This window comes from Streptomyces rimosus subsp. rimosus, assembly GCF_000720725.1.
Taxonomy (GTDB): Bacteria; Actinomycetota; Actinomycetes; order Streptomycetales; family Streptomycetaceae; genus Streptomyces; species Streptomyces rimosus_A.
Genome location: NZ_JOCQ01000074.1, coordinates 17,468 through 42,008 on the forward strand (window position 1 = coordinate 17,468; position 24,541 = coordinate 42,008).

Consider the following 24,541-nt stretch of genomic DNA (forward strand, 5'->3'; position numbering starts at 1 on the left):
CAGGGGCCCGGGCTTCACAGCGGTTTCGTACGGGTCAGGGTCCTGGGCCCCACGCCCAGGACCACGGCCGCGGCCGTGAGCGCCGCCAGCAGGCCGTAGACCAGCGCGGGCGCGGCCTGTTCCGGGTAGCCGGGGAACAGCGACTGGGCGAGGTTGATCGTGGTGTGCACGACGACCGCGATGAGCACAGCGCCGCCGGTGTTGGCGACCAGCCAGACCATGAGGACCCGCACCGCGACCGACGCGAGCACCTGGCCGACGATCCACGGGACCGAGCGGCCCGCCTGGACGTACGCGACCAGGTGCCAGGCCGCCCATATCAGCCCGATCACCAGCCCGGCCCCGAGCGCCCCGTACCGCTCCCGCACGGGCCGCAGGAGGTAGCCCGTCCAACCCGCCTCCTCGGCCAGTGCGGCGAAAAAGTACAGGATGAGCAGCAGCGGTATGGACGCGAGCGGGGAATGCGGTCCGCTGGGCGGCTCCCCGGCCAGGGCCATCAGCCCGTACGTCATGAGCAGCAGGGCCGGGACCAGGAGAACGGCGATGACCCACCAGGTCCGTCGCGCGGCTCCGCCCCCGGAGACGGTCCGCTTCATCAGCCGCCGCACCCCGCCCCCGCCCTCCTCCCGGAAGACGAGGAACGCGGCCACCGCGGCCGGCAGGACGAACTGGAACGCGGCCACCGGCATGCCCATCGGCAGCGACCCGGTCCGGTCGAAGACGGCCCCGGCCAGCCAGAACGGGACGGAGAGGACGGTCAGCAGGGTGACGAACGCCAGCGGTGATCTGCCGGTCGCCGGGGTACGGGTGATGGCGCCTGCGCGGGTCATGGCTTCTCCGGGTGATCGGCCGACAGCAGGGCGCGGGCCCGGGTGAGGGCGGGGTCGCGCCGGGACGCAAGGTCCTCAGGGGCGAAGACCGGCGTGCGGACGGTCGGAGGTATGCCGGTGCCGTCGAAGGTGCGGCCGTCGGCGGTCAGGAACTCCTCGTTCGGCAGGGCGAACTTCCAGCCGTTCGGCAGTGTGCGGTCCAGGGTGTCGGAGAAGACGCCCTGGGTGTTCTCGCCGATGCGGACCGGTGCGGGCGTGCGGCCCAGCAGGGACTGGGTGAAGGTCTCGCCCGCGCTGATCGTCAGTGGCCCGGTCAGCAGCGCCAGCGGACCCGTGTAGCGCGGGCCGTCGTGCGGGCGCACCTGCGCGGGCTGGTCGGGGGTGAACTTCCGGGCGTCGTCCGGGTCGTTGCGGGCGTGCTTGCGGTAGGCGAGGTACGGGCGGCCGGTCAGCCGGGAGGCGACGCGCAGCCCGAGTCGGTCCGAACCGCCGCCGTTCAGCCGCAGATCGACGACGAGGCCGCGCAGCGCCTTCGGGCCGGAGGTACGGGACTTGGTGAACACCGCGTCCAACGCGCGGTCCAGCTCCGCCACATCGCTGTCGTGGTCCGCACGGTCCGTGTAGCCGTGGAAGGACGTGATGCGCAGGTAGCCGAGCCGGCCGGGGAGGTCGGCGTACGAGAGGGCGCCGTCGGCCCATTGCTGCCGGGTGACACCCGGGCCGAGACCGGCGGTGATCGCCGCGTCCACCTGCTTGAGGAACGCCGGGGTGGGAACGGTCGTCCCGGGCCGCGAGCCCGCGTACACCCGGCCGGGGCCCGCGGACAGGCTGGTGTGCCCGTCGCGCAGCGGCTCGATCATGCCGCGCAGGATCGCGAAGAGTTCGTCGTCCGTGGTCCGCGGCGTGACGCGCGGCCGGTAGCGGTCGCGGACCGCGGCCCAGTCGGTCTTCTTGGCGGCGAAGAACGGATAGTTCTCGGCGTAGGTGCGCCAGAAGACGTCGAAGACCGTACGCGGGTCCTTCGCCGGGTGCTGGCGGCAGCGGGCGGGCAGCCCGGCGACCCGGCGCAGGGTGCGGTGGCCGACGTTGTCCTGGATGCTCAGGCGGGCCACGTCGCCGCTGCGCGGGACGACCGTGATCCGCGCGCCGTCCCGTACGGCGAAGTCGGCCCGGCCCCCGGCATCCGGCGGGCCCGTACGGACGCCGCTCACCGAGCCGGGGAGGCAGCTGACGGCCGTGGTCTCGTACGTACGCAGCTGACGCCCGTGGATCGTGACGAGGGTGCCGTACCCGTCCGTCCGCCATACGCCCTCCAGGGAGGCCGCTGCGGGCCGGGTCGGGCGGTCCGCGCGCGCCGAGGCGGGCGCCCCGCAGGCGGCGGTCAGGGCGGTCATGGTCGTCAGGACGGCGAGGGCGGCCCCGGCGGCTCGCGGGCGGGCGGGGCGGCGGCTGGTCGCCGGCGCCGGCACCGACGTCGGTTCGGGCTGGTGCGGGTGCTTGGTCATGGTGGAGTCCCCCGATGGTGGTGCGTGACGTTCGATGGTGAGGCGCCGGGCCGTTCAGGCCGCCGCGAGCGTCTCCGTCGCGCGGCGGCGCAGCGTCGCGTGGACCGGAAGGCCGGTGGCGAGCAGGGTCAGCAGGAGCACGCCGCCGGATATGCCGAGAGCCGCCGACCAGGGGAGGTACGGCAGCGCGCTGCCGTACGCGGACCGCAGGAGCGGGGCGAGGGTGCAGAGCGCGATGGCGGTGCCCAGGAGCAGGGCCGTGGCCGCGACGACGGCCGACTCCCAGGCGGCCATGGACCGCAGCCGGAGCGGGTGGGTACCGATCAGGCGCAGCAGTGCCAGGTCGCGGCGGCGCTCGGCGGTGATCATGGCGAGGGTGTTGGCGGCGGCGATGGCGGCGAAGCCCGCGTACAGACCGGTGCCCGCGAAGTCCATCCAGACCGACTGCGCCGGGCCCGCGGAGCCGGTGCGGTGCAGGGCGGTGGTGTGCATCGCGACCTTCGTCATGCCGAACGCGACGACCAGCACCAGCGGGACCACGGCGGCGGAGAAGCGGCGCGACTGGGTCGTCACGTTGAGCATGGCCAGTTCGGCGGCGCTGCCGAGGCGGCCCGCCGACCGGGCGACCAGCCAGGCCACCGGGCCGACGATGCGGGGCCCGAGCAGGCCGACACCGAAGCAGAACAGCAGCAGCACGAGGAACGAGCCCTGGCCCGCCTTCTCCGGCTGCCCGGCCAGGACCGAGGAGACGACCACGCCGCCCGCCACCGCGGCCAGGCCGAGCGGCAGCCGCAGCAGCCCCAGCTCGCGGCGGCCCGCCGCGGCCTCCTCCAGGGCGCGCGCGGGGCGCAGCCCGGCGAAACGGCTCGCGGCGAGCACGCCCGCGAGGGCCGAGGTGACCGTCGCCACCGCCAGGCACACGGGCAGCGCCACCCAGCTGAACGAGAAGCCGACGCCCGGCGGGATCAGGCCGTGGTCCGCCATGCCCGTGAACCACCAGCGCGCCAGCACCCCGCCGAGCGCGAACCCGGCCACCGCCGACGGCACCGCCGCCGCCACGGCCTGCACCGCGACCGCGCGCCGGATCTGCCACGGCCGGGCGCCGATCGCGCGGAGCATTGCGAACTCGCGGTGCTGCTGGGTGACGGCCGTGCCCATGGTCGAGGCGATCACGAACACGGACAGATAGACCGAGACGATCAGGAAACCGGCGGCCATGATGCCGACCTCGGAGGCGGCCATGGCGCGCCGGGCGTCGGCCGGGACGTCTGCCGCGCCGGTCGCGGCCAGCAGCATCGTCGACGCGCTGACCACGGTGGCCGCGAACAGGGCGGCGAGCACCGTGCCGGTGAAGGACGCCCGGTGCCCGCGCAGCGCCGCTCGTGCCAGCCCGCTGGTCGCCCGGCCCTTGGGCGGCGGGCCGGCCATAACGGCTCCGGCCATGACGGCTCCGGCCATACCGGCTCCATCCTCCGTCCCGGCCTCGGTTCCGGTTCCCGCGCGGGCCCCCGCACCCGCACGGAGCCCCGCCTCCGCCCTGCTTCCCCCGGACATCCGCACACCCTTCCGATCGTGTTCTCCTTCCAGCGTGACGGGCGGGGCGGGGGCTGCACCATGAGGAATCCACCCGTTCCCGGGGTGGGGTTTTCCGCAGTACGGAGGGCCTGGGCGAGGGGCGGCCGTCGCGGGGCGGGCCCGGGACCTCGTAAGGTCGTATCCGTGTTGGAGGAGATGCGGATCAGGTCCCTGGGCGTCATTGACGATGCCGTCGTCGAGCTGTCGCCGGGTTTCACGGCGGTGACCGGCGAGACGGGCGCGGGCAAGACCATGGTCGTCACCAGCCTCGGGCTGCTGCTCGGCGGGCGCGCCGACCCCGCCCTGGTGCGGATCGGCGCCAAGTCGGCGGTCGTGGAGGGCCGTATAGCGGTCGGCCCGGCCGCACCGGCCGCGGTGCGCGCCGAGGAGGCGGGCGCCGAGCTGGACGACGGGACGCTGCTGATCAGCCGCACGGTATCGGCCGAGGGCCGCTCGCGCGCCCACGTCGGCGGGCGTTCCGTACCGGTCGGACTGCTGGGCGAGTTGGCGGACGACCTGGTCGCCGTGCACGGCCAGACCGACCAGCAGGGGCTGCTGCGCCCGGCCCGCCAGCGGCAGGCCCTGGACCGTTACGCGGGCGACGCGGTGTCCGTACCGCTCGCCGAGTACACCACCGCCTACCGCCGCCTGCGCGCCGTCGCCGCCGAGCTGGACGAGCTGACCACCCGGGCCCGCGAGCGCGCGCAGGAGGCCGACCTGCTGCGCTTCGGCCTGGAGGAGATCGCCGCGGCCGAACCGCAGCCCGGCGAGGACACCGAGCTGGCCGCCGAGGCCGAACGGCTCGGCCATGCCGAGGCCCTGGCCTCCGCCGCCGCGGCCGCGCACGCCGCGCTGGCCGGCAACCCCGAGGACCTGGAGGCCGTGGACGCCGCCACCCTGGTCGCGGGCGCGCACCGGGCGCTGGACGCCGTACGCAGCCACGACCCGGCGCTGTCCGCGCTCACCGAGCGGCTGGGCGAGATCGGCATCCTGATGGCCGACGTGGCGGGCGAACTGGCCAGCTACGCGGACGGGCTGGACGCGGACCCGCTGCGGCTGTCCGCCGTGGAGGAGCGGCGTGCCGCCCTCACGCAGCTGACGCGCAAGTACGGCGAGGACATCGCCGCCGTACTGGCCTGGGCCGAGGAGGGCGCCGACCGCCTCGCCGAACTGGACGGCGACGACGACCGGATCGGCGAGCTGACCGCCGAGCGGGACGAATTGCGCGCGGAACTGGGCCGTCTGGCGCAGGCATTGACCGATGCCCGCGAGGCGTCGGCGAAGCGATTCGCCGACGCGGTGACGGCCGAGCTGGCCGAGCTGGCCATGCCGCACGCCCGGGTGAGCGTACGGATCACCCAGACCGAGACCGCCGACGAGCACGACGGCATCGAGGTCGGCGGCCGTACGGTCGCCTTCGGCCCCACCGGCGCCGACGAGGTGGAACTCCTCCTCGCGCCGCACCCCGGCACCCCGCCCCGGCCGATCGCCAAGGGCGCCTCGGGCGGTGAACTCTCCCGCGTGATGCTCGCGGTGGAGGTCGTCTTCGCCGGTTCCGACCCCGTACCGACGTATCTGTTCGACGAGGTGGACGCGGGCGTCGGCGGCAAGGCGGCCGTGGAGGTCGGCCGCCGGCTGGCCCGCCTGGCCCGGTCGGCGCAGGTCGTGGTCGTCACCCACCTCCCGCAGGTCGCCGCGTTCGCCGACCGCCAGCTGCTCGTGGAGAAGACCCACGACGGCTCGGTGACGCGCAGCGGCGTCACGGTCCTGGAGGGCGAGGAGCGGGTCCGCGAACTGTCCCGCATGCTCGCGGGGCAGGAGGACTCCGAGACGGCCCGGGCCCATGCGGAGGAACTCCTCGAAACCGCCCGCGCCGGGCGCTGAACCGGTAGGCGAAACCATCCCCCTGCCGGGCCCCGGGCCCCGTCCCCTAACCTGCCGGTCATGATCACAACGCTGCCCAAGGTTCTCCCCGCCGGTGCCGCCGCGGTCGTCACCCGTGCCGCGTACGGCCTGCTCCGGCGCCGGGCGCCCGGCGGGCGCGGACGCTGGGAGCGGACGAACTACGCAGGCCGCACGGTGGACCTGTACAGCGGCCCGGCCGTTGTGCTGGGCACCGCCGCCGCTGCCGTGACCGCGCCGGGCCTGCCGGCCCGTACGCGCGGCGCGGCGGCCCTGGCCCTTCTGGCGGCGGGCGGCTGCGGCGCGTACGACGACCTCGCCGGGGCGGGCGACCCGCGGCGCGGCTTCCGGGCGCACCTGGCGGCCCTGCGTGACGGGGAGTTGACCAGCGGCGCGGTGAAGCTGTTCGGCATCGGCGCGGCCGGGCTGGCCGCCGGAGCGCTGCTGAAGGACCGGCCGCTGGACAAGGTGCTGGCGGGAGTGGTGATCGCGGGCGCGGCGCACGTCGTGAACCTGGTGGACGTACGGCCGGGCCGGGCGCCCGTCGCCGCCCTCGCCGCCGCGGCGCCCGGGCTGCTGCGGAGCGGACCGGCCGGGGCCCTGTCCGCCGCTCCGGCAGGGGCCGCGGCGGCGGTCCTCGCGGACGACCTGGGGGAGCGCACCATGATCGGCGATGCGGGCGCGCACGCCCTGGGCGCGGGCCTCGGCCTCGCCGTCGCCACCGGATACGGCCGTACGGGGCTGGCCGTGCACGCCGCCGCCCTGGTCGCGGCCGCCGCGGCCGGCGACCGGATCAGCCGGGCGGCCGGCGCCGTCGGCGCGTAACGGCCGGACCCCGCGCCAGGTCACTGCCGCTGGGCCAGAGGAGTGGCCGGTTTGTCGTCCATATGGGTGGTCACATGAGTGTATGGGCGATGTGCGCCTTTGGAATGGCCCGTCGGCGGTGCCGGATCCACAGTCGGGGCTGGCATCCTGGGCCCAGCGCGCGCGGCGCGCACGGCCACGCCGTCCCACGGGCCCAGCCTCGGGCGGCGGCGGGCCCCGCGGCGCCCCCCCGACCTGCCACCGACCATGGAGCACCACCCACGTGACCAGCACCCCGGCCCCGCCGCACGGACAGTCGCCGCTGCGCACGGTCCAGGTGCTGGGCCGCGGCAGCGCGGGCAGCGCCGCCCACGTCCGTTCGCTGGCCGCCGGACTGGTGGCCCGCGGGGTCAGGGTGACGGTGTGCGCCCCGCCCGATACGGAAGGCACGTACGACTACACGGACGCGGGCGCCCGGTTCGTACCCGTACCGCCGCGTGCCGACCCGGCGAGCGTCACCTCGCTCCGCGCCGCCTGCGGGGACGCCGACCTGGTGCACGCGCACGGCCTCCGGGCGGGCCTGCACGCCTCGTTGGCCCTCCAGGGCACGCGGGGCCGCCACGTGCCCCTCGTGGTCACCTGGCACACCAAGGCGCCCACGGACGGGCCGGGCGCCCGCCTCGTGCACCTGCTGGAACGGCGCGTGGCGCGGGCCGCCGCGGTCGTCCTGGGCGCCTGCTCGGACCTCGTGGACCGGGCGCGCGAGCGCGGCGCCCGGGACGCGCGCCTGGCGCCCGTCGCCATCCCGGCGCCCCGGTCGGGCCGCCGCCCGCTCACCGCCGAAGACCGTCCGGCCCACAAGCTGCGCGCCGAACTGGGCGCCGTCGACCGCCCCTTGATCCTCGTCGTCGGCCGGCTGGAGACCCACCAGGGGCACGACCTGCTGCTGGACGCGGCGCACGCCTGGTGCGCCCTGGACCCGCAGCCGATGGTCGTGGTCGCGGGGGAGGGCGGGCTGCGGGCGGCGCTCCAGCGGCGCATGGACATCGAGGGGCTGCCGGTACGGCTGCTCGGCCGACGCGACGACGTGCCCGAACTCCTCGCCGCCGCCGACCTCCTGGTGCTGCCCAGCCGCTGGGAGGCCCGCTCGCTGATCGCCCAGGAGGCGCTGCGGGCCGGGGTCCCCCTGGTCGCCACCGACGTCGGCGGCACCCGCGAACTGGTCGGCCGCGCCGCCGAACTGGTCCCGTACGGAGACGCCGCGGCCCTGGCCCGTACGGTCCTCGGCCTGCTCGCCGACCCCGCCCGCCGGGACGCGCTCGCCGCGGCCGGCCGCGCGCAGGCCGCGGGCTGGCCGACCGAGGACGCCACGGTCGCGCAGGTGCTGAGCGTGTACGACGAGCTGATGCAGCGGCGGGAGGGCTGAGCGGCCGGGAAAACAGGGCGCTCCGACAGGGCGGCGGTGGGTAGAGTCGCCCGGCACCCCGATCGATCATCACGTCCCCGTACGACAGGAGGCCGCCGTGACCGCCGCGCTTCTCGGCTTCGCGCTCTTCGCCCTGCTGGTATCGATGGCCCCCGGGCCGGACACCCTGCTGGTGCTGCGCAACTGCCTGCGCGGCGGCAGACGGGCCGGTGCCGCCTCCGCGTTCGGTTCCGCGGCGGGCTCGCTGGTCTGGGCCGTCGCCGCCGCGGCCGGACTGGCGGCCGCGCTCCAGCGCTGGGACGCGGCCTTCATGACCGTACGGCTGGTGGGCGCGGCCTACCTGGTCTTCCTGGGCGCGCAGGCGCTGTGGACGTACCGGAAGGCCGCCACGGGCGCCACGGAGGCGATGCGGGAGCCCGCCGATGAGGACGCGGCGGCGGTCCGCCCGTCCCGCGCGTTCCGTCAGGGGCTCTACAGCTGCCTGCTCAACCCCAAGGTCGGCATCTTCTTCGTGGCCGTGGTCCCCCAGTTCCTGCCGGAAGGGCACTCGGTGCTCGGTGTGACGCTGCTCTTCGGCGTCATCGACGCGGTGATCGCGGCGGGCTGGCTGCTGCTGGTGGCCGTGTGCGCCGGACAGCTCCTCCAGTGGCTGCGGCGGCCCAAGGTGCACCGCAACCTGGAGCGCGGGACCGGCGGCGTCCTGCTGGCGCTGGGCATCGGCACGGCGGCCGAGACGCTGCGGGCCTGAGCGGGCACCGTACGGGGGACGGACGCCCTCACGCCCGGTCCGTGTGCCGCCGCGCCCGCAGCGCCAGCCGCAGCCCGAGGACCGTCTGCGGATCGTCCAGGTCCGTGCCCAGCAGCTGGGCGATCCGGGCCAGCCGGTCGTACAGCGTCTGCCGGTTGACGTTGAGGTCGCGTGCCGTCTCCGCCTTGCGCCCGGCGCTGGCCAGGTACGCCTCCAGCGTCGGCAGCAGCGGCTGGCGGGCGGACCGGTCGTGGAGCAGCAGCGGACCGATGGCACGGTCCACGAAGTCCGTCAGGACGCCCTGTTCGCCGTGCTCGCGCATCCGCCAGAGCAGCAGCTCGATGTCCAGCCGGCGTGCGTCGTGCCAGGGCTGCTCCGGCAGGCCCTGCGCGGCGGCCGCCGCCTCCGTCGCGTGCGCGAGCCCGGGCCCCGCCGCCGCCCAGTCGCCCGCCGCGCCGACCACGACCACCGGGCGCCGCGCCGCCGGGCGGTCGGCTCCGGCCCGTACGACACCCGCGCGCAGCGCCTCGGCCACCCGGTCGGCGACGGCCGTACGGTCCTGGCCCGCGCGCGGCGCCACGAGCAGCGGCACCCGGCCCTCCACCGGCCGCACCCCGAGCAGGACGGGCACGCCCAAAGCGGACAGCTCCTCGCGCAGGGCGCGGGCCAGTACCGCCCAACTGCCCGGCGCGGGCAGCTGGGAGGGCAGCCGCATGACCACGGGCACGATCGGTTCACCGCCCGGCCGGAAGCCCAGCAGGCGGGCCTGCGCCGGGGCCTCGCCCGCGGTGATCCGGCCCTCCGCCAGATCGGCCAGGAAGTCACCGCGCCCGCGCGCCGCCAGCACCTCCTCCTGCCGGGACTGGAGCATCACGACGGCGAGCAGGTCGGCCAGGCGCTCGGCGGCGATCCGGTGCACCGGCGCCACGGGCCCGTTGACGGGCAGCAGGACCAGTCGGGCCCGTACGGCATCCGGGCCGGGCCCGCCGCCGGGCACGTCCACCCGCAGGCCGGTCTCGCGCAGCCCCTCCCACGCCTGGAGGGGATCGGCGTCCGCGGCTCCGCCGCCGTCCGGGCCCGCCGCGTACAGGGGACTGCCGTCGGGGGCCTCAAGGCAGAGCGGGTTGCCCGTGAAGGCGGCCAGCCGCCGCAGCACCTCCGGGGCGCCACCGCCGCGCAGCAGGACGTCCGTACAACTGCGCAGCAACTCGTCGGCCTGCCGCAGCAGCAGGTAGTGGCTGTTGACCAGCTCGGTGTGGATCTCCTCGGTGACGGCGACGTACGGGACCTCACGGTGCAGCTGCACCAGCGGCAGGCCGCAGGCCCGCGCGCTGTCGACGACGGCGGACGGCAGCGCGTCGAAGCGGGAGCCCAGCTCCACCACGAGGGCGGCGATCTCGCGGTCGGCCAGTTCGCGGACGAAGGCGCGCTGCTCGGAGGGGCGGGCGCCCAGGCCGAGGCCGGTGGTCAGCAGCAGCTCGCCGCCCTTGAGCAGCGAGGCGATGTGCGGCACCTCGCCCGCGTGCACCCAGCGCACGGCGCGGTCCAGGCGGTCCTCGCCGGCCACCACCTCGGGCAGCCCGCGCCGCAGCGCGGGCAGCTCCAGTGCCCTGCGTACCGTGATCACCGCTTCGATCTTCGCTTCCGGCCCCATGGCGTCGAACGGTACCCGCAGTCCGCTATCCGGACGTACCGGGCCGCGGGCGGCCCGGGCTCCGCCCCCGGCCCCCGGTTCACCCCGACTCCCGCACCACCAGCGTCGCCGGTGTGACCACCGGGGCCGGCTCGTCCCGCGCGGCCCCCGGGCCCGCCGCCAGGCGCCGCAGCAGCAGCCGCGCCATCAAGCGGCCCATCTCCTCCACGTCCTGGCGCACGGTGGTCAGCGGCGGGTCCGTCCACGCCGCCGGGTCCAGGTCGTCGTACCCCACCACGCCCACGTCCTCCGGCACCCGCCGCCCGTGCGCCCGCAGCGTGCGCAGCGCGCCGGAGGCCATCAGGTCGGAGCACACGAAGACGCCGTCCAGATCCGGGGCCGCGGCGAGCAGTTCGGCCATGGCGCGCTCGCCGCCCTGGGCGGTGAAGCCGCCGTCCGCGATCAGCCGGGGATCGGCCGTCGCGGGGTCCAGGGCGTCGCGGTAGCCGTCCAGGCGGTCCTGGGCGGAGGTCTGGTCGAGCGGCCCGGTGATCACGGCGATCCGGCGGCGGCCGCGGGCGCGCAGATGGCGTACGGCCTGCCGGGCGCCGTCCCGGTTGTCGGTGTCCACGTACAGCGCGCGCTCGGCGCCCGCCCAGCCGGGGCGGCCGCCGTAGACCGTGGGCAGGCCGGACGCCTCGGCCATCGCGGGCAGCGGGTCGTCGCGGTGCAGCGAGAACATCAGCACGCCGTCGGCGTGCCCGGCGGACAGGTAGCGGCCGATGCGCTCGTGGCCGGCGCGGGTCTCCTGCAGGAGGAGCAGCAGCTGGGTGTCGGCGGCGGACAGTTCCCGGCTGATGCCGCGCAGTTGGCGGCCGAAAAACGGGTCGGCGAAGACCCGGGTCTCCGGTTCGGCGATCACCACGGCGACCGCGCCGGTGCGCCGGGTCACCAGTGAGCGGGCCGCGCTGTTCGGTACGTATCCCAGGTCGGTGACCGCGCGCCGGACGCGTTCGCGCACTTCACCGCGTACGCCGGCACCGCCGTTGACCACGCGTGAGACCGTGGCGCGCGAGACGCCGGCCCGGGCGGCGACGGCCTCCAGCGTCGGACGCCGCTCATTTGATGCATGCACCATTCAACCCCCGAAGTCGAAATCGGGCCAACTCCTGTGACGATGCCAAGCCTTGACGGCCCGCCGGGAAGTCGGCACTGTGTGCCCCTACGCGGCATGAGAGCGCTCTCAATCCTTTCAGGCCGCGCGCGTGTACGGAACTCCTCATTACCCCCACCCCGTCGAGGAGCACATGTCATGAACACGAAAATACCGATACGGAGGCCGCTGCGGGCGAGAACCGCGGCAGTGCTCGGTTCGCTCGGCGCCGCCCTCGCCCTCGTCGTCGCCTGGCCGGCCGCCCAGCCCACCGCCGCGGCCGGCACACCGGCGGCCAAATTCGCGGAGGTCTGGCGCGCCGACTTCAACGGCCCCGCCGGCTCCCGCCCGTCCGCCAGCGACTGGATCACCGACACCGGCACCGGCTACCCGGGCGGCCCCGCCAACTGGGGCACCGGTGAGCGCCAGACCTACACCGACCGCCCCGAGAACCTGCAGCTCGACGGCGCCGGGCACCTGAAGATCACCGCCCTGAAGAACGGCGGCAAGTGGACCTCGGGCCGCATCGAGACCCGCCGCACCGACTTCGCCGCCCCGGCCCGCGGCAAGCTGCGCATCGAGGCACGCATCAAGATGCCGAACGTCTCCGGCGACGCCGCGCTCGGCTACTGGCCGGCGTTCTGGACGCTGGGCGCCCAGTTCCGCGGCAACTACTGGAACTGGCCGGGCATCGGCGAGTACGACATCATGGAGAACGTCAACGGGCACAACCGCGTCTGGGGCGTGCTGCACTGCGGCGTCAACCCCGGCGGCCCCTGCAACGAGTCGCAGGGCCGCGGCAATTCACGCGTCTGCCCGGGCGCCTCCTGCCAGGCCGGCTTCCATACGTACGCCCTGGAGCTGGACCGCACCGGCGCCACCGAATACCTGCACTGGTCCGTGGACGGGCAGCGCTTCCACACCGTCAGCTCCGCCGACATGGACGCCGCCACCTGGGCGAAGACCACCCACCACGGCCACTTCATCCTGCTCAACCTCGCGATGGGCGGCGCCTTCCCGGACGGCGTCGCGGGCCGCGCCACCCCCACCGACGCGACACGCCCCGGCGGCTCCCTGCTCGTCGACCACGTGTCCGTCTCCGTACAGCAAGGAGCCACCGCATGATCTCCCGTCGTACCCTGCTCGGCGGTCTCGCCGCGAGTGCCGCCGCCGGAGCGGGCGCAAGCGTCCTCCTGAACAGCACCGCCGGGGCCACCCCGGTCGTCGGCGCAGCGGCGGCCGGACTGCCGCTGCACATCGTCAACCGGACCGGCAAGTACGCCAACAACGCCATCTGGATCTACATCGTCGGCAACACCGGAGGCCAGCAGGTACGGGTCACCGCCAACGGCGACATCAAGCCCATCGCCCTCTCCGACAACCGCCCGGACGGCTTCACCGACTACGGCATACCGCTCGCCGCGAACGGAAACACCACCCTGCGCATCCCGCGGATGTCCGGGCGCATCTACGCGTCGCTCGGCAGCAAGCTCAAGTTCAAGGCCGTCAAGGACGGCAACGGCAGGCCCGCGCTGGCCTACCCGGCGGGCTGGGTGTCCGGCGACCCCAACTACCAGATCGTGCACGACTGCGCGGAGTTCACGTACGACCAGGCCGGGATGCACTGCAACACCACGGCCGTCGACATGTTCAGCGTCCCGATGTCCATCCGCCTCGTCGGCGCCCGGGACCAGACGGCCGGGGCGCTCAAGGCCGGTGCCCGCTCGCGCATCTTCTCCGAGATCGGCCGTACGCCGGGCTTCGGCAAGCTCGTCGTGGGCGACAAGCGCGTCATCGCGCCCAGCCACGGCCTGGACGCCGGGCTGTTCGACCGGAACTACTTCGCGCCGTACATCGACCGCTCCTGGAACGCGTACACCTCCAAGGACCTCAAGGTCACCACCAACAGGGGCACCTTCACCGGCCGGGTCAGCGGTGGCCAGTTCAATTTCCGCGGCCCCGCCCAGTTCTCCGTCGCCAAGCCGTCCACCCGCGACGTGCTCTTCTGCCACGGCACCCTGCAAGCCCCCAACGACGGGCTGCGCGGCCCGGTCGCCGCGGTGCTCGGCGCCGCCCTCAACCGCGCCACCCTCGCCGACCACGCGGCCCAGCCCACCACCAACCCGGGCACCTTCTACAAGGGCCAGCTCGCCAACCACTACGCGCGGGTGCTGCACGAACAGTCCGCCGACGGCAAGTCGTACGGCTTCGCCTTCGACGACGTCGGCAACTTCGCCTCGTACATCGAGGACGGCGCGCCGCGCGAGATGACGCTGACGCTGACGGCGTTCTGACCGGCGCGGACGCGGAAACGAGAAGAGGGGTCACGGCCGGTGCCGTGACCCCTCACCCGTGCGCCGGCTACCCGCCGTACGCCCCGCTCGCCGTCAGCCGCAGCGCCGTGTCGATCAGCGGAACGTGGCTGAACGCCTGCGGGAAGTTGCCCACCTGCCGCTGGAGCTTGGAATCCCACTCCTCGGCCAGCAGGCCCAGGTCGTTGCGGAGCGCGAGCAGCTTCTCGAACAGGATGCGGGCCTCCTCGACCCGGCCGATCATCGCCAGGTCGTCGGCCAGCCAGAACGAGCACGCCAGGAAGGCGCCCTCGTCGCCCTCCAGACCGTCCACGCCCGCGTCCTCGCCCGAGGTCGGGTAGCGCAGGATGAAGCCGTCCTCGGTGCCCAGCTCCCGTTGGATGGCCTCGATGGTGCCGATCACCCGCTTGTCGTCCGGCGGCAGGAAGCCCATCTGCGGGATCAGCAGCAGCGAGGCGTCCAGCTCCTTGGAGCCGTAGGACTGCGTGAAGGTGTTGCGCTCCTTGTCGTAACCCTTCTCGCACACCTCCCGGTGGATCGTCTCGCGCAGCTGCCGCCAGCGGTCCAGCGGGCCGTCCACGTCACCGGACTCGATCAGCTTGATCGTGCGGTCCACCGCGACCCAGGTCATCACCTTGGAGTGCACGAAGTGCCGGCGCGGCCCGCGCACCTCCCAGATGCCCTCGTCCGGCTCGTCCCAGTGCTTCTCCACCCACTGGATCAGCTTCAGCTGGAGCAGCGAGGCGTAGTCGTTGCGGGCCAGCCCCGTGTTGTGGGCCAGGTGCAGCGCCTCGGTGACCTCGCCGTACACGTCCAGCTGGAGCTGCCCGGCGGCGCCGTTGCCGACCCGGACCGGCTGCGAGTTCTCGTACCCGGTCAGCCAGGTCAGCTCGTTCTCGCCCAGCTCCCGCTCGCCCGCGATCCCGTACATGATCTGCAGGTTCTCCGGGTCGCCGGCCACCGCGCGCAGCAGCCACTCGCGCCAGGCGCGGGCCTCTTCCCGGTAGCCGGTGCGCAGCAGCGAGGACAGGGTGATCGCCGCGTCGCGCAGCCAGGTGAAGCGGTAGTCCCAGTTGCGTGAGCCGCCGATGTCCTCGGGCAGCGAGGTGGTGGGCGCGGCGACGATGCCGCCGGTCGGCGCGTACGTGAGCGCCTTCAGCGTGATCAGCGAGCGCACCACCGCGTCCCGGTACGGGCCGTGGTACGTGCAGTGGTCGACCCACTCGCGCCAGAAGTCCTCGGTCGCCTCCAGCGCCGCCTCCGGCTCCGGCACGTGCGGCGGGCGGCTGTGCGAGGGCTGCCAGCTGATCGTGAAGGCGATCCGTTCGCCCGGGCCGACGGTGAAGTCGGCGTACGTCGTCAGGTCCTTGCCGTACGTCTCGGCGTCCGTGTCCAGCCACACCGAGTCGGGCCCGGCGACCGCCACGGTGCGCTCGTCCACCTTGTGCACCCACGGCACCACCCAGCCGTAGGAGAACCGCATGCGCAGCGCCGAACGCATCGGCACCCGCCCGCTGACGCCCTCGACGATGCGGATCAGCTGCGGTGTCGCGTCCTCGCGCGGCGGCATGAAGTCGATCACCCGCACCGTGCCGCGCGGGGTGTCCCACTCGGACTCCAGGACGAGCGAGTCGCCCCGGTAGCGGCGGCGGTCCGCGGGCACCGGCGCGCCGTCGGGCCCGTGTGCGGGCCCCAGCCGCCAGAAACCGTTCTCTTCCGTGCCCAGCAGTCCTGCGAAGACCGCGGGTGAGTCGAAGCGGGGCAGGCACAGCCAATCCACCGTGCCGTCCCGGCACACAAGAGCGGCGGTCTGCATATCGCCGATGAGTGCGTAGTCCTCGATGCGCCCGGCCACGTGCATCTCCCGTCGAACTGGAGTGACGCCCCCCATGGGACGTGTGATCTTGTCCGTCCTGCCCATGAAACTCCGCCGAGCAGCGAGTCCGGAAATCGGGCGGGGGTGGTGCCTTGCCGGACGGCCCTAGCGAGTGTCCGAGCAGGATACGACGGAGGACAGTGATCCGCTTGCCGCTGCGGGAGAACGGCACTGCGCCGAACGGGTGGCCTCCATCACGTGGAGGGCCACGTGGGGCGCCGTGAACCCCGCGGTGAGCGGCGCGGCCGGTGCGCCGCGAGCGTCGCCGGGCGCGACCATGCCCGGTCGCTGATAGCCTGGTACCCCGTGGACCGGTGGGCCCGGCGCAAGTCACACGGCACCCCCGACCGCAGCGAAGGCACCCCTGACCAGCGCAGGGCGCGGCCGACTCGCACCTCTTCACCACGCGACCACGGGAGCCCCCTCTTGGCCATGCCGCCCAAATCCACGACGACCAAGCACCTCTTCGTCACCGGGGGCGTCGCCTCCTCGCTCGGCAAGGGCCTCACCGCCTCCAGCCTGGGCGCGCTGCTCAAGGCGCGGGGCCTTCGGGTCACGATGCAGAAGCTCGACCCGTACCTGAACGTCGACCCCGGCACGATGAACCCGTTCCAGCACGGTGAGGTGTTCGTCACCAACGACGGCGCCGAGACCGACCTGGACATCGGCCACTACGAGCGCTTCCTGGACGTCGACCTCGACGGCTCCGCGAACGTCACCACCGGCCAGGTCTACAACACCGTGATCGCCAAGGAGCGGCGCGGCGAGTACCTGGGCGACACCGTGCAGGTCATCCCGCACATCACCAACGAGATCAAGCACCGCATCCGCCGGCTGGCGCACGAGGACGTCGACGTCGTCATCACCGAGGTCGGCGGCACGGTCGGCGACATCGAGTCGCTGCCGTTCCTGGAGACCGTCCGCCAGGTCCGCCACGAGGTCGGCCGGGACAACGTCTTCGTCGTGCACATCTCGCTGCTGCCCTACATCGGCCCCTCCGGCGAGCTGAAGACCAAGCCGACCCAGCACTCGGTCGCGGCGCTGCGCAACATCGGCATCCAGCCGGACGCCATCGTGCTGCGCGCCGACCGCGAGGTGCCCACCGCCATCAAGCGCAAGATCTCGCTGATGTGCGACGTGGACGAGGCCGCCGTCATCGCCTGCCCGGACGCCCCCTCCATCTACGACATCCCCAAGGTCGTGCACGCCGAGGGCCTGGACGCCTACGTCGTGCGCAAGCTGGACCTGCCGTTCCGCGACGTGGACTGGACGGTGTGGGCGGACCTGCTGGACCGCGTCCACAACCCCGACCACGAGGTGAAGGTCGCCCTGGTCGGCAAGTACATCGACCTGCCCGACGCCTACCTGTCGGTCACCGAGGCGCTGCGCGCCGGCGGCTTCGCCAACAAGGCCCGCGTGAAGATCAAGTGGGTCACCTCCGACGACTGCAAGACCCCGGCCGGCGCCAAGCAGCAGCTCGCCGACTGCGACGCGGTCTGCATCCCCGGCGGCTTCGGCGACCGCGGCGTGGACGGCAAGGTCGGCGCCATCACCTACGCCCGCGAGAACAAGCTGCCGCTGCTCGGCCTGTGCCTGGGCCTGCAGTGCGTGGTCATCGAGGCGGCCCGCAACCTGGCCGGCATCGAGGGCGCCAACTCCACCGAGTTCGACCCGGCCGCCGCCGACCCGGTCATCTCCACCATGGCCGAGCAGATGGACATCGTCGCCGGCGAGGGCGACATGGGCGGCACCATGCGGCTGGGCATGTACCCGGCCAAGCTGGCCGAGGGCTCGATCGTGCGCGAGGTCTACGGCGACCAGCCGTACGTCGAGGAGCGCCACCGCCACCGCTACGAGGTCAACAACGCCTACCGCGGCGAGCTGGAGAAGAAGGCCGGCCTGCTGTTCTCCGGCACCTCCCCGGACAACAAGCTGGTGGAGTACGTCGAGTACCCGCGCGAGGTGCACCCCTACCTGGTCGCCACCCAGGCGCACCCGGAGCTGCGCTCCCGCCCGACCCGCCCGCACCCGCTGTTCGCCGGTCTGGTGAAGGCGGCCGTCGAGCGCAAGACCGGCGCGGACGCCGGCAAGAAGGGCGCCGCCAAGGCGTGACCCCGTAGGCGACCGGTCCTCCCACCTGCGGACGGGCACGGATGAGCCGATCGCCGACGGGTACCGTTGACCGGGGTACTTGGTCCGTCACGGACCGGGTGCCCCGGTCGACTGCTTTGCGGAAGGACGTACACGTACATGGCCATGGGCATTCAGGACACCCCGGAAGCGTGGCGGGTCACCGCGACCGCGACGCCCTTCACCGGCAAGAAGACCAGCATGCGCACGGACCAGGTCGTCATGCCGGACGGCTCCACCGTCTCCCGCGACTACCAGGTCCACCCGGGCTCGGTGGCCGTCGTCGCGCTCGACGAGGAGGACCGGGTGCTGGTGCTGCGCCAGTACCGCCACCCCGTCCGCCACAAGCTCTGGGAGATCCCGGCCGGGCTGCTGGACATCCCCGGCGAGAACCCGCTGCGCGCGGTCCAGCGCGAGCTGTACGAGGAAGCACACGTCAAGGCCGAGGACTGGCGGGTGCTGACCGACGTCTACACCACCCCCGGCGGCTGCGACGAAGCCGTACGGATCTTCCTGGCCCGCGACCTGTCCGAGGTGGAGGGCGAGCGCTTCGAGGCGTCCGAGGAAGAGGCCGACATGGAGCTGGCCCGGGTGCCGGTCGCCGACCTGGTGCGCGGCGCGCTCGCCGGCGAACTGCACAACAACTGCCTGGTGGTCGGCGTGCTCGCGCTGGCCGCCGCCCGCGCGGGAGAGGGCCTGGACGCGCTGCGCCCGGCCGACGCGCCGTGGCCGGCGCGGCCGTTCGAGGCCTGACGCACGGAGCCGGCGCACGCCCCGGGCCCACCGCGTTCACCCGTCCGTACCCCCGTGGTCCGATGATGATCTGATCCGGACGGGTGACCCCGCCGTCGTGCTCCACCGGGCAGGTGACGGGTCGTGAACTACGCTCGACAGCGTTCCCGTTGGCGACCGCGGCGGGCTCGTACGTGCAGGTGGACGGGAGTGACCCGTGACGGATCAGGCGGTGGGCGGGGGACACGTCCCGCCGGGGAAGGCGGGCGGGCCCGCGACGGCGGCACGGCAGCGGCCGGGGCCGGACGCGGACGGCGCGGACGCGGCACGGTCGGGCCGGGCGGCACCGCGCCGCTGTGTGCCGGGGAGACGGGCGCTCCAGCGCGTGAAGTTCACGGAGGTGTACCTCTTACTTCGCGTCGTCGCGCGGGATCGGGCCGTCGTTTCGGGGGGACCGTCCGCGGCCGCGCCGGTGGGAACCCCACCCGGCGGACGCGGGGAGCGGTGTCGGCTGGGGGCACCCGCGGCGCCCTCTGGCGGATTGCAGCAAACGTCCAGAATCCTCGTGATTGTCACTCTTCGCGAATACGAGCCCACCCATGGTCACACGTCCAGTGTGGCCGACCGGACTGACATCCGTCAGACGCCGGAGGTGCCAGGTGGAGTTCCTGGCTCCGGGTGCCGGGCGGTGCCGGACCCGGCCGTCCCCGCGCCGCCGCCCCGTACGACCGGGGGTCCGGCGGGTGGCACCGGCGTCGGCGCGTAGGGCGTTGACCGGGCCGGGAGGTGGTACGACCGGGTGATCCGGCTTCGGCGCGTCGTACGAGCGGGAAATGCGAACGGCGGGTCGTAGGACCGGGGGCCGGGCGGCCCGTACGGCCCGTACGGAGGCCGGCGCGCCCGGCCGTCCGACGGCGTGCGCGCGACCCGGCGCGCCGGGCGGACGCCTCCGACGCGCCGTCAGCCCGCTTCGTGGTGACGTCCGGTGCCAGCGGCGAGCTCGAACTCGGCGCGCGGGTGTTCCAGCGAGCCCAGAGAAACGATTTCCCGCTTGAACAGCCCGGCGAGCGTCCACTCGGCGAGCACCCGCGCCTTCCGGTTGAAGGTCGGCACCCGGCTCAGGTGGTAGACACGGTGCATCAACCACGCCGGATAGCCCTTCAGCTGGCGCCCGTAGACATGCGCGACCCCTTTGTGCAGCCCGAGCGAGGCGACCGATCCGGCGTACTTGTGCGCGTAGTCCACGACGGGCTCACCGCGCAGCGCCGCCGCCACGTTGTCGGCCAGCACCCGCGCCTGGCGCACAGCGTGCTGGGCATTGGGCGCACACTCCACGCGCGGCTCGTCCGGCTTGGCCGGCCCCTCCGCCGTCAAGTCCGGCACCGCCGCCGCGTCGCCCGCCGACCAGGCATGTCCGACGCCCTCGATGCGGAGCGCCGCGGTGCACCTGAGCCGACCGCGACCGGTGCGCGGCAGGCCGGACGCGGCGATGATCGGGTGCGGTTTGACGCCCGCGGTCCACACGAGCGTGCGGGCCGGGAAGCGCGCCCCGTCACTCAGGACGGCGACGCGCCTCTCGTACGACTCCAGCCGCGTCTCCAGCCGTACGTCGATGTTGCGGGCGCGCAGCTCCCGTACCGCGTACTGCCCCATCACCGGGCCCACCTCGGGCAGGATGCGGCCGGTCGCCTCGACCAGGACCCACTTCATGTCCGCGGGCTCGACATTGTGGTAGTACCGGGCGGCATAGCGCGCCATGTCCTCCAGTTCCGCGAGGGCTTCCACACCCGCGTATCCGCCGCCCACGAAGACGAAGGTCAGGGCGGCGTCTCGGATCGCCGGGTCGCGGGTGGAGGAGGCGATGTCCAGCTGCTCCAGGACGTGGTTGCGCAGCCCGATGGCCTCTTCGACGGTCTTGAACCCGATGCCGCCCTCGGCGAGCCCCGGCACCGGGAGCGTTCGGGACACCGAGCCGGGTGCCAGCACCAGTTCCTCGTAGGGCAGTTGCAGACCGCCCGTGCCGTCCTCCTTGGTGGCAGGCGTCTCGACCGTGGCACAGCGCGCGCTGTGGTCGATCGCGGTCACCTCGCCGACGACGACCCTGCAGTGCGGCAGCACGCGGCGCAGGGGTACGACGACGTGCCGGGGCGAGATGGAGCCGGCCGCCGCCTCCGGCAGGAACGGCTGATAGGTCATGTACGGGTCGGGATCCACCACGACCACCTCGACGGCGGCCCGCCGCAGTTCCTGCCTCAGTTTCCGCTGGAGGCGCAGGGCCGTGTACATCCCCACGTAGCCACCGCCGACAACGAGAATGCGCGCCGGTTCCTTCACAGAGGTTCTCCTCGCGACATCGAAAGGCCGGCCGCGCGGGTTGCCTTCCGCCGGCCGACCGGCTTGCCACCACCAGACACTGTGTTCCCCCGAAGAACACAGCACTGTTCCATGACGCACCGGCGGCCGGTCCTTTGTCCACAGCCTCTGCGAAATGTATGACCGGTTCCGTGCGGTGGCCCGGAGGCCCGGCTTCCGCGCCGAACCCCGCAGGAGCGCAGGTCAGGTGGCGGGTGGCGGACGGTGCGAGGGTGCGGAATCGGGGCGGATCGGGTCCGTACTCCGATCGGTGCACGGACTGTGCGGAACTGCCCCCTTCATTCTTGACCTGGGCTCAACTATGTTCGTACCTCGTTGGGGTGCAACCTCTCGTCGTCACGTCGTTCCACCCCAGCAGTCAGGGCGGGGAGTCTCCGGGGGGAGACGTCATTACCGGGGGATCATCTATGCACATTCAGGGCTCTCAATGGCCGACTGCCGTATCTGCTGCCGCGCCCCCTTCCGAGGGCAGGGGTAACGGCTCCACGCACTCCGCAGCCGGCGGCCGGAGCACACCGCTGCGCGTCGACGCACAGCGCAATCTCGAACACGTCCTGCGCGCCGCGCGCGAGGTCTTCGGCGAGCTGGGGTACGGCGCACCCATGGAGGACGTGGCGCGGCGCGCCCGCGTCGGAGTGGGGACGGTCTACCGGCGCTTTCCGAGCAAGGACGTGCTGGTCAGGCGAATAGCCGAGGAGGAGACCGCCCGGCTGACCGAACAGGCGCGGACGGCCCTCGGCCAGGAGGACGACCCGTGGTCGGCGCTCTCGCGCTTCCTGCGGACGTCCGTCGCCTCCGGCGCGGGCCGGCTGCTGCCGCCGAGCATATTGCGGGTGAGCACGGACGCGTCCGGTGCGTCCGGCAGGTCCGGGGCCGGTGAGCCGCGGGTGCCGCAGCAGCGCTCGGCGTACGGGGCGGACGGCGGCCGGCCGGGTGTCCACGCCGACGGCGGTTCCGGCGCGGCGGTCCCGGGCGACGCGGCAGCGGTGCCGGCGGACCTTCCGCCGGGCGCGTCCGCCGAGTTCCGCGTGATCGCGCAGCGCGGCGCGCCCGAGGCCGAGTCCTCGGACGCCTCGGCCGCGATCCCCAACGGGATCACGAGCGCCGCGGCGAACGGGGTGTCCGCGCGCGGTGCGGCCGCCACCGGCACGCTGGAGGCACCGGCCGCTCCGTCCGGCGAGACCGCGGCGGACGGCGGCGCCCAGGCGCTGCTGGAGGTCGTCGGACAGCTCGTCGAGCGGGCCCGCGCGGCGGGCGAGCTGCGGGCGGACGTGACGGTCGCCGACGTGCTGCTCGTCATCGCCACGGGCGCGCCGTCCCTGCCGGACCCGGCCCAGCAGCAGGCCGCCTCGGCCCGCCTGCTGGAGATCCTTCTGGAGGGTCTGCGGTCGCGGCCCGCCGGGTGAGGCGAGACGTTCAACCGGGTGAAAACGGTCCGGTCGGCCGCTTGAGGTGGCTGGCTGGGCCGTCCGGTCGGGCGCGCTGATCAACCATTCGCCGGGTGCGGGCCGGATCCGTCGGGCACGGGCCGAAGAAGGATTCCCCGTACGGGTGACCTCTAGTGCTCGCGGCCGGGAACTCGCCCCGGACGAGTGGTTGGTGTGCTCGCCGGACGAGCCCGGGGCCGCCGTATGGCACGCTGACGCGGTACTACCGCAGTGACGGCGTGTTCGGGGGCCTCGGCGATGGGTGTGGACGGGCGGAACGAACGGCGTGACGGCGAGGCCGGACCGGCCGGCGCCGGCGGATCACGTGCCCCTCAAGTCCCCGGGCAGAAACGCCCGTACGGGGCGAACGCTCCGGGCAGTGAAAGCGTCGGGGGCGGGGCGGACGCGTCGGCCCGGGCCCCGGGCAGCGGCGCTCCGCTCGACCCGTACGACGAGCACGACCGCCACGACCGGGCCGCGGACGACCACCGCCCCGGACCGGCCGAACGAAGCGTTCCCGCACAGCGTGAGCGGGCGGATGGCGGCTCGGGACCAGGAGGCACCGGCGCGGTCCCGGGAGGCAGCGGGCGGGGCAGCGCGGCAGGCGGTACGTACGGCCGTACCGAAGCGGGCCCGGAGAGCGCGCGGGGCGCCAAGCGCCGGGGCACCCACCGTAAGCCGCACGGCAGGCAGGCTCCGCGACCTGCCGAAACGGCCGCGCCTCCCCCGCCGTCCCCACCGAACGCTTCCGCCGAACCGCCCGGCCCGCCGCCCTCGGACGGAGAGTTGGTCGCCCTCATGCGGGGCGGCGACGACAGCGCGTACGAGGATCTGTACCGCCGCCACGCCCCCGCGGTCCGGCGCTACGCGCGCACCTGCTGCCGCGACGCGCACACCGCCGACGACCTGACCGGCGAGGTCTTCGCCCGCACCCTCCAGGCGGTGCGCGGCGGCGCGGGCCCGGACACGGCCGTACGCGCCTATCTGCTGACCACCGTCCGCCGGGTCGCCGCCACCTGGGGGAAGACCGCGAAGCGCGAGCAACTGGTCGAGGACTTCGCGGTGTTCGCGGTGTCGGCGGCCGGTTCGTCGCTGGACGACGACACGCTCGACCTCGGCGCGGACGTGCGCGCCATGCACGAGGCCGAGCAGTCCATGGCCGTACGGGCGTTCCGGAGCCTGCCGGAGCACTATCAGACCGTGCTGTGGCACACCACGATCGAGGACGAGTCACCGAGCGAGGTCGCGCCGCTGCTCGGGCTGTCGGCGAACGCCACCGCCGTACTGGCCCACCGCGCCCGCGAGGGCCTCAAGCAGGCGTATCTCCAGGCGCACGTCAACCGTGCGCTGACCGCCGAGGGCGACTGCGCTCGGTACGCCGACCGGCTCGGCGCGTACGCCCGCGGCGGGCTGCGGACGCGTGCCGAGCGCGGGCTGCGCAAGCACCTGGAGGACTGTGCCCGTTGCCGCACGGCGGCCCTGGAGGTCGCGGACGTCAACGCGCACATCCGCCTCGTGCTGCCCGTCGCGGTCATCGGCTGGTTCGCCGCCGGATACGCGGTCAAGGGGGCCGCGGCGGTGGTGGGGCTCGGCGGGGCAGGTGCGGTGGCGGGGGCCGGTGCGGCTGCGGCAGCTGGTGGGGTGGGGGCGACTGCTGGGGCTGGTGGGGCCGGTGTTGCTGCAGGGGCCGGCGGAGCTGCGGGAGCGGGTGGAGCGGCAGGGGCGGGTGGAGCCGCGGGTGCTGGTGTCGGCGGAGCCGGTGGTGCAGGTGTCGGCGGGGCCGGTGGTTCGGGTGGGATCGGTGCCGCGGTGGGTGAGGGGCTCGGGGCGCCCGCGAAGGTGGCGATCGGCGCGGGGGTGGTGATCGTGGCGGGCGCCGCGCTCGCGCTGGCGCTGATCGGCGACTCGCAGCCCGGGCCGCGTACGCAGGCCAGGCAGCCGGGAGCGGCCTCGGCCGCTCCGCAACCGTCCGCGTCCCGGCCACCGGAGCGCACGCCGGAGCAGCCGTCCCCGACGCCCGCCCCCACGTCCTCGAAACCGGCCCCCGGCCCCTCCTCCGCGCCTCGCCCGACGCCCACCCCGCCCCCGTCTCCGCCCCCCTCCAGCGGCGCGGCC

Annotated in this window: 17 protein-coding genes; 10 read left to right on the forward strand and 7 right to left on the reverse strand. The window is 74.1% G+C overall.

Annotated elements, in window-relative coordinates:
- Positions 1–14: 14 nt before the first annotated feature.
- The 3 genes from IH45_RS0130090 to IH45_RS0130100 are packed head-to-tail and all read right to left on the reverse strand — an operon-like array spanning position 15 to position 3,793.
- Positions 15–830, reverse strand: a complete 816-nt coding sequence (locus IH45_RS0130090; RefSeq protein WP_050515288.1) for a CPBP family intramembrane glutamic endopeptidase — start codon at positions 828–830, stop codon at positions 15–17.
- Complete coding sequence (locus IH45_RS0130095) at positions 827–2,335, reverse strand: S41 family peptidase (RefSeq protein ID WP_063763068.1); 1,509 nt, start codon at positions 2,333–2,335, stop codon at positions 827–829. Before IH45_RS0130095 ends, IH45_RS0130090 begins: the two co-directional genes overlap by 4 nt.
- A 54-nt stretch (positions 2,336–2,389) precedes the next feature.
- The gene (locus tag IH45_RS0130100) at positions 2,390–3,793 is read right to left on the reverse strand and encodes an ABC transporter permease (protein WP_234440730.1); all 1,404 of its coding nucleotides are present in this window, start codon (positions 3,791–3,793) and stop codon (positions 2,390–2,392) included.
- 273 nt (positions 3,794–4,066) lie between these two features.
- Here IH45_RS0130100 and recN point away from each other — a divergent pair, with 273 nt between their 5' ends.
- From recN to IH45_RS0130120, 4 genes are all read left to right on the forward strand, one after another.
- Positions 4,067–5,794 (forward strand): DNA repair protein RecN, encoded by a 1,728-nt coding sequence (gene recN, locus IH45_RS0130105; protein ID WP_030675533.1) that lies wholly within the window; start codon positions 4,067–4,069, stop codon positions 5,792–5,794.
- Positions 5,795–5,854: 60 nt separating this feature from the next.
- Complete coding sequence (locus IH45_RS0130110) at positions 5,855–6,637, forward strand: hypothetical protein (RefSeq protein WP_030675537.1); 783 nt, start codon at positions 5,855–5,857, stop codon at positions 6,635–6,637.
- 262 nt (positions 6,638–6,899) lie between these two features.
- On the forward strand, positions 6,900–8,042 hold the full coding sequence (locus tag IH45_RS0130115; protein WP_030675540.1) for a glycosyltransferase family 4 protein: 1,143 nt from the start codon (positions 6,900–6,902) through the stop codon (positions 8,040–8,042).
- Between the two features lie 97 nt (positions 8,043–8,139).
- A complete protein-coding gene (locus tag IH45_RS0130120; protein ID WP_030675541.1) occupies positions 8,140–8,790 on the forward strand; it encodes a LysE family translocator in 651 nt (216 codons plus the stop codon).
- A gap of 28 nt (positions 8,791–8,818) precedes the next feature.
- On the opposite strand, the gene IH45_RS0130125 is transcribed toward IH45_RS0130120, so the two are convergent.
- Together IH45_RS0130125 and IH45_RS0130130 are read right to left on the reverse strand one after the other, a co-directional pair.
- Positions 8,819–10,444: a PucR family transcriptional regulator gene (locus IH45_RS0130125; protein WP_030675544.1), complete on the reverse strand. Its 1,626-nt coding sequence runs from the start codon at positions 10,442–10,444 to the stop codon at positions 8,819–8,821.
- Positions 10,445–10,523: 79 nt separating this feature from the next.
- The gene (locus IH45_RS0130130) at positions 10,524–11,561 is read right to left on the reverse strand and encodes a LacI family DNA-binding transcriptional regulator (protein WP_030675547.1); all 1,038 of its coding nucleotides are present in this window, start codon (positions 11,559–11,561) and stop codon (positions 10,524–10,526) included.
- Between the two features lie 174 nt (positions 11,562–11,735).
- Between IH45_RS0130130 and IH45_RS0130135 the strand changes: the two genes are divergently transcribed.
- Both IH45_RS0130135 and IH45_RS0130140 read left to right on the forward strand, forming a co-directional pair.
- Positions 11,736–12,701 (forward strand): glycoside hydrolase family 16 protein, encoded by a 966-nt coding sequence (locus IH45_RS0130135; RefSeq protein ID WP_030675549.1) that lies wholly within the window; start codon positions 11,736–11,738, stop codon positions 12,699–12,701.
- Positions 12,698–13,870, forward strand: coding sequence for a beta-1,3-glucanase family protein (locus IH45_RS0130140; RefSeq protein ID WP_030675552.1), 1,173 nt, complete (start codon positions 12,698–12,700; stop codon positions 13,868–13,870). The genes IH45_RS0130135 and IH45_RS0130140 overlap by 4 nt, the downstream gene beginning before the upstream one ends.
- A gap of 67 nt (positions 13,871–13,937) precedes the next feature.
- Here the strand turns inward: IH45_RS0130140 and IH45_RS0130145 are convergent, their stop codons facing one another.
- A complete protein-coding gene (locus tag IH45_RS0130145) occupies positions 13,938–15,749 on the reverse strand; it encodes a glycoside hydrolase family 15 protein (RefSeq protein WP_030675554.1) in 1,812 nt (603 codons plus the stop codon).
- A 447-nt stretch (positions 15,750–16,196) separates the two neighbouring features.
- On the opposite strand from IH45_RS0130145, the gene IH45_RS0130150 reads away from it, so the two are divergent.
- Positions 16,197–17,876, forward strand: a complete 1,680-nt coding sequence (locus IH45_RS0130150) for a CTP synthase (protein WP_030675556.1) — start codon at positions 16,197–16,199, stop codon at positions 17,874–17,876.
- Between the two features lie 144 nt (positions 17,877–18,020).
- On the forward strand, positions 18,021–18,647 hold the full coding sequence (locus IH45_RS0130155; RefSeq protein WP_030675558.1) for an NUDIX domain-containing protein: 627 nt from the start codon (positions 18,021–18,023) through the stop codon (positions 18,645–18,647).
- Between the two features lie 939 nt (positions 18,648–19,586).
- Here the strand turns inward: IH45_RS0130155 and IH45_RS0130160 are convergent.
- Positions 19,587–20,912 (reverse strand): NAD(P)/FAD-dependent oxidoreductase, encoded by a 1,326-nt coding sequence (locus tag IH45_RS0130160; RefSeq protein WP_234440731.1) that lies wholly within the window; start codon positions 20,910–20,912, stop codon positions 19,587–19,589.
- Positions 20,913–21,406: 494 nt separating this feature from the next.
- On the opposite strand from IH45_RS0130160, the gene IH45_RS0130165 reads away from it, so the two are divergent.
- Positions 21,407–22,405: a TetR/AcrR family transcriptional regulator gene (locus IH45_RS0130165; RefSeq protein ID WP_030675564.1), complete on the forward strand. Its 999-nt coding sequence runs from the start codon at positions 21,407–21,409 to the stop codon at positions 22,403–22,405.
- 819 nt (positions 22,406–23,224) lie between these two features.
- On the forward strand, positions 23,225–24,541 hold a 1,317-nt coding region (locus IH45_RS0130170), incomplete at its 3' end, for a sigma-70 family RNA polymerase sigma factor (protein ID WP_463607458.1).

What these genes read in the sequence shown, in the direction of transcription:
- IH45_RS0130125 (WP_030675544.1), bottom strand. Translation starts at nt 10,444, where the DNA reads ATGGGGCCGGAAGCGAAGATCGAAGCGGTGATCACGGTACGCAGGGCA.
- IH45_RS0130100 (WP_234440730.1), bottom strand. Translation starts at nt 3,793, where the DNA reads ATGGCCGGAGCCGTCATGGCCGGAGCCGTTATGGCCGGCCCGCCGCCC.
- IH45_RS0130160 (WP_234440731.1), bottom strand. Translation starts at nt 20,912, where the DNA reads ATGTACACGGCCCTGCGCCTCCAGCGGAAACTGAGGCAGGAACTGCGG.
- IH45_RS0130130 (WP_030675547.1), bottom strand. Translation starts at nt 11,561, where the DNA reads ATGGTGCATGCATCAAATGAGCGGCGTCCGACGCTGGAGGCCGTCGCC.
- IH45_RS0130155 (WP_030675558.1), top strand. Translation starts at nt 18,021, where the DNA reads ATGGGCATTCAGGACACCCCGGAAGCGTGGCGGGTCACCGCGACCGCG.
- IH45_RS0130135 (WP_030675549.1), top strand. Translation starts at nt 11,736, where the DNA reads ATGAACACGAAAATACCGATACGGAGGCCGCTGCGGGCGAGAACCGCG.
- IH45_RS0130150 (WP_030675556.1), top strand. Translation starts at nt 16,197, where the DNA reads ATGCCGCCCAAATCCACGACGACCAAGCACCTCTTCGTCACCGGGGGC.
- IH45_RS0130090 (WP_050515288.1), bottom strand. Translation starts at nt 830, where the DNA reads ATGACCCGCGCAGGCGCCATCACCCGTACCCCGGCGACCGGCAGATCA.
- IH45_RS0130140 (WP_030675552.1), top strand. Translation starts at nt 12,698, where the DNA reads ATGATCTCCCGTCGTACCCTGCTCGGCGGTCTCGCCGCGAGTGCCGCC.
- IH45_RS0130110 (WP_030675537.1), top strand. Translation starts at nt 5,855, where the DNA reads ATGATCACAACGCTGCCCAAGGTTCTCCCCGCCGGTGCCGCCGCGGTC.
- IH45_RS0130165 (WP_030675564.1), top strand. Translation starts at nt 21,407, where the DNA reads ATGCACATTCAGGGCTCTCAATGGCCGACTGCCGTATCTGCTGCCGCG.
- IH45_RS0130095 (WP_063763068.1), bottom strand. Translation starts at nt 2,335, where the DNA reads ATGACCAAGCACCCGCACCAGCCCGAACCGACGTCGGTGCCGGCGCCG.
- IH45_RS0130145 (WP_030675554.1), bottom strand. Translation starts at nt 15,749, where the DNA reads ATGCACGTGGCCGGGCGCATCGAGGACTACGCACTCATCGGCGATATG.
- recN (WP_030675533.1), top strand. Translation starts at nt 4,067, where the DNA reads ATGCGGATCAGGTCCCTGGGCGTCATTGACGATGCCGTCGTCGAGCTG.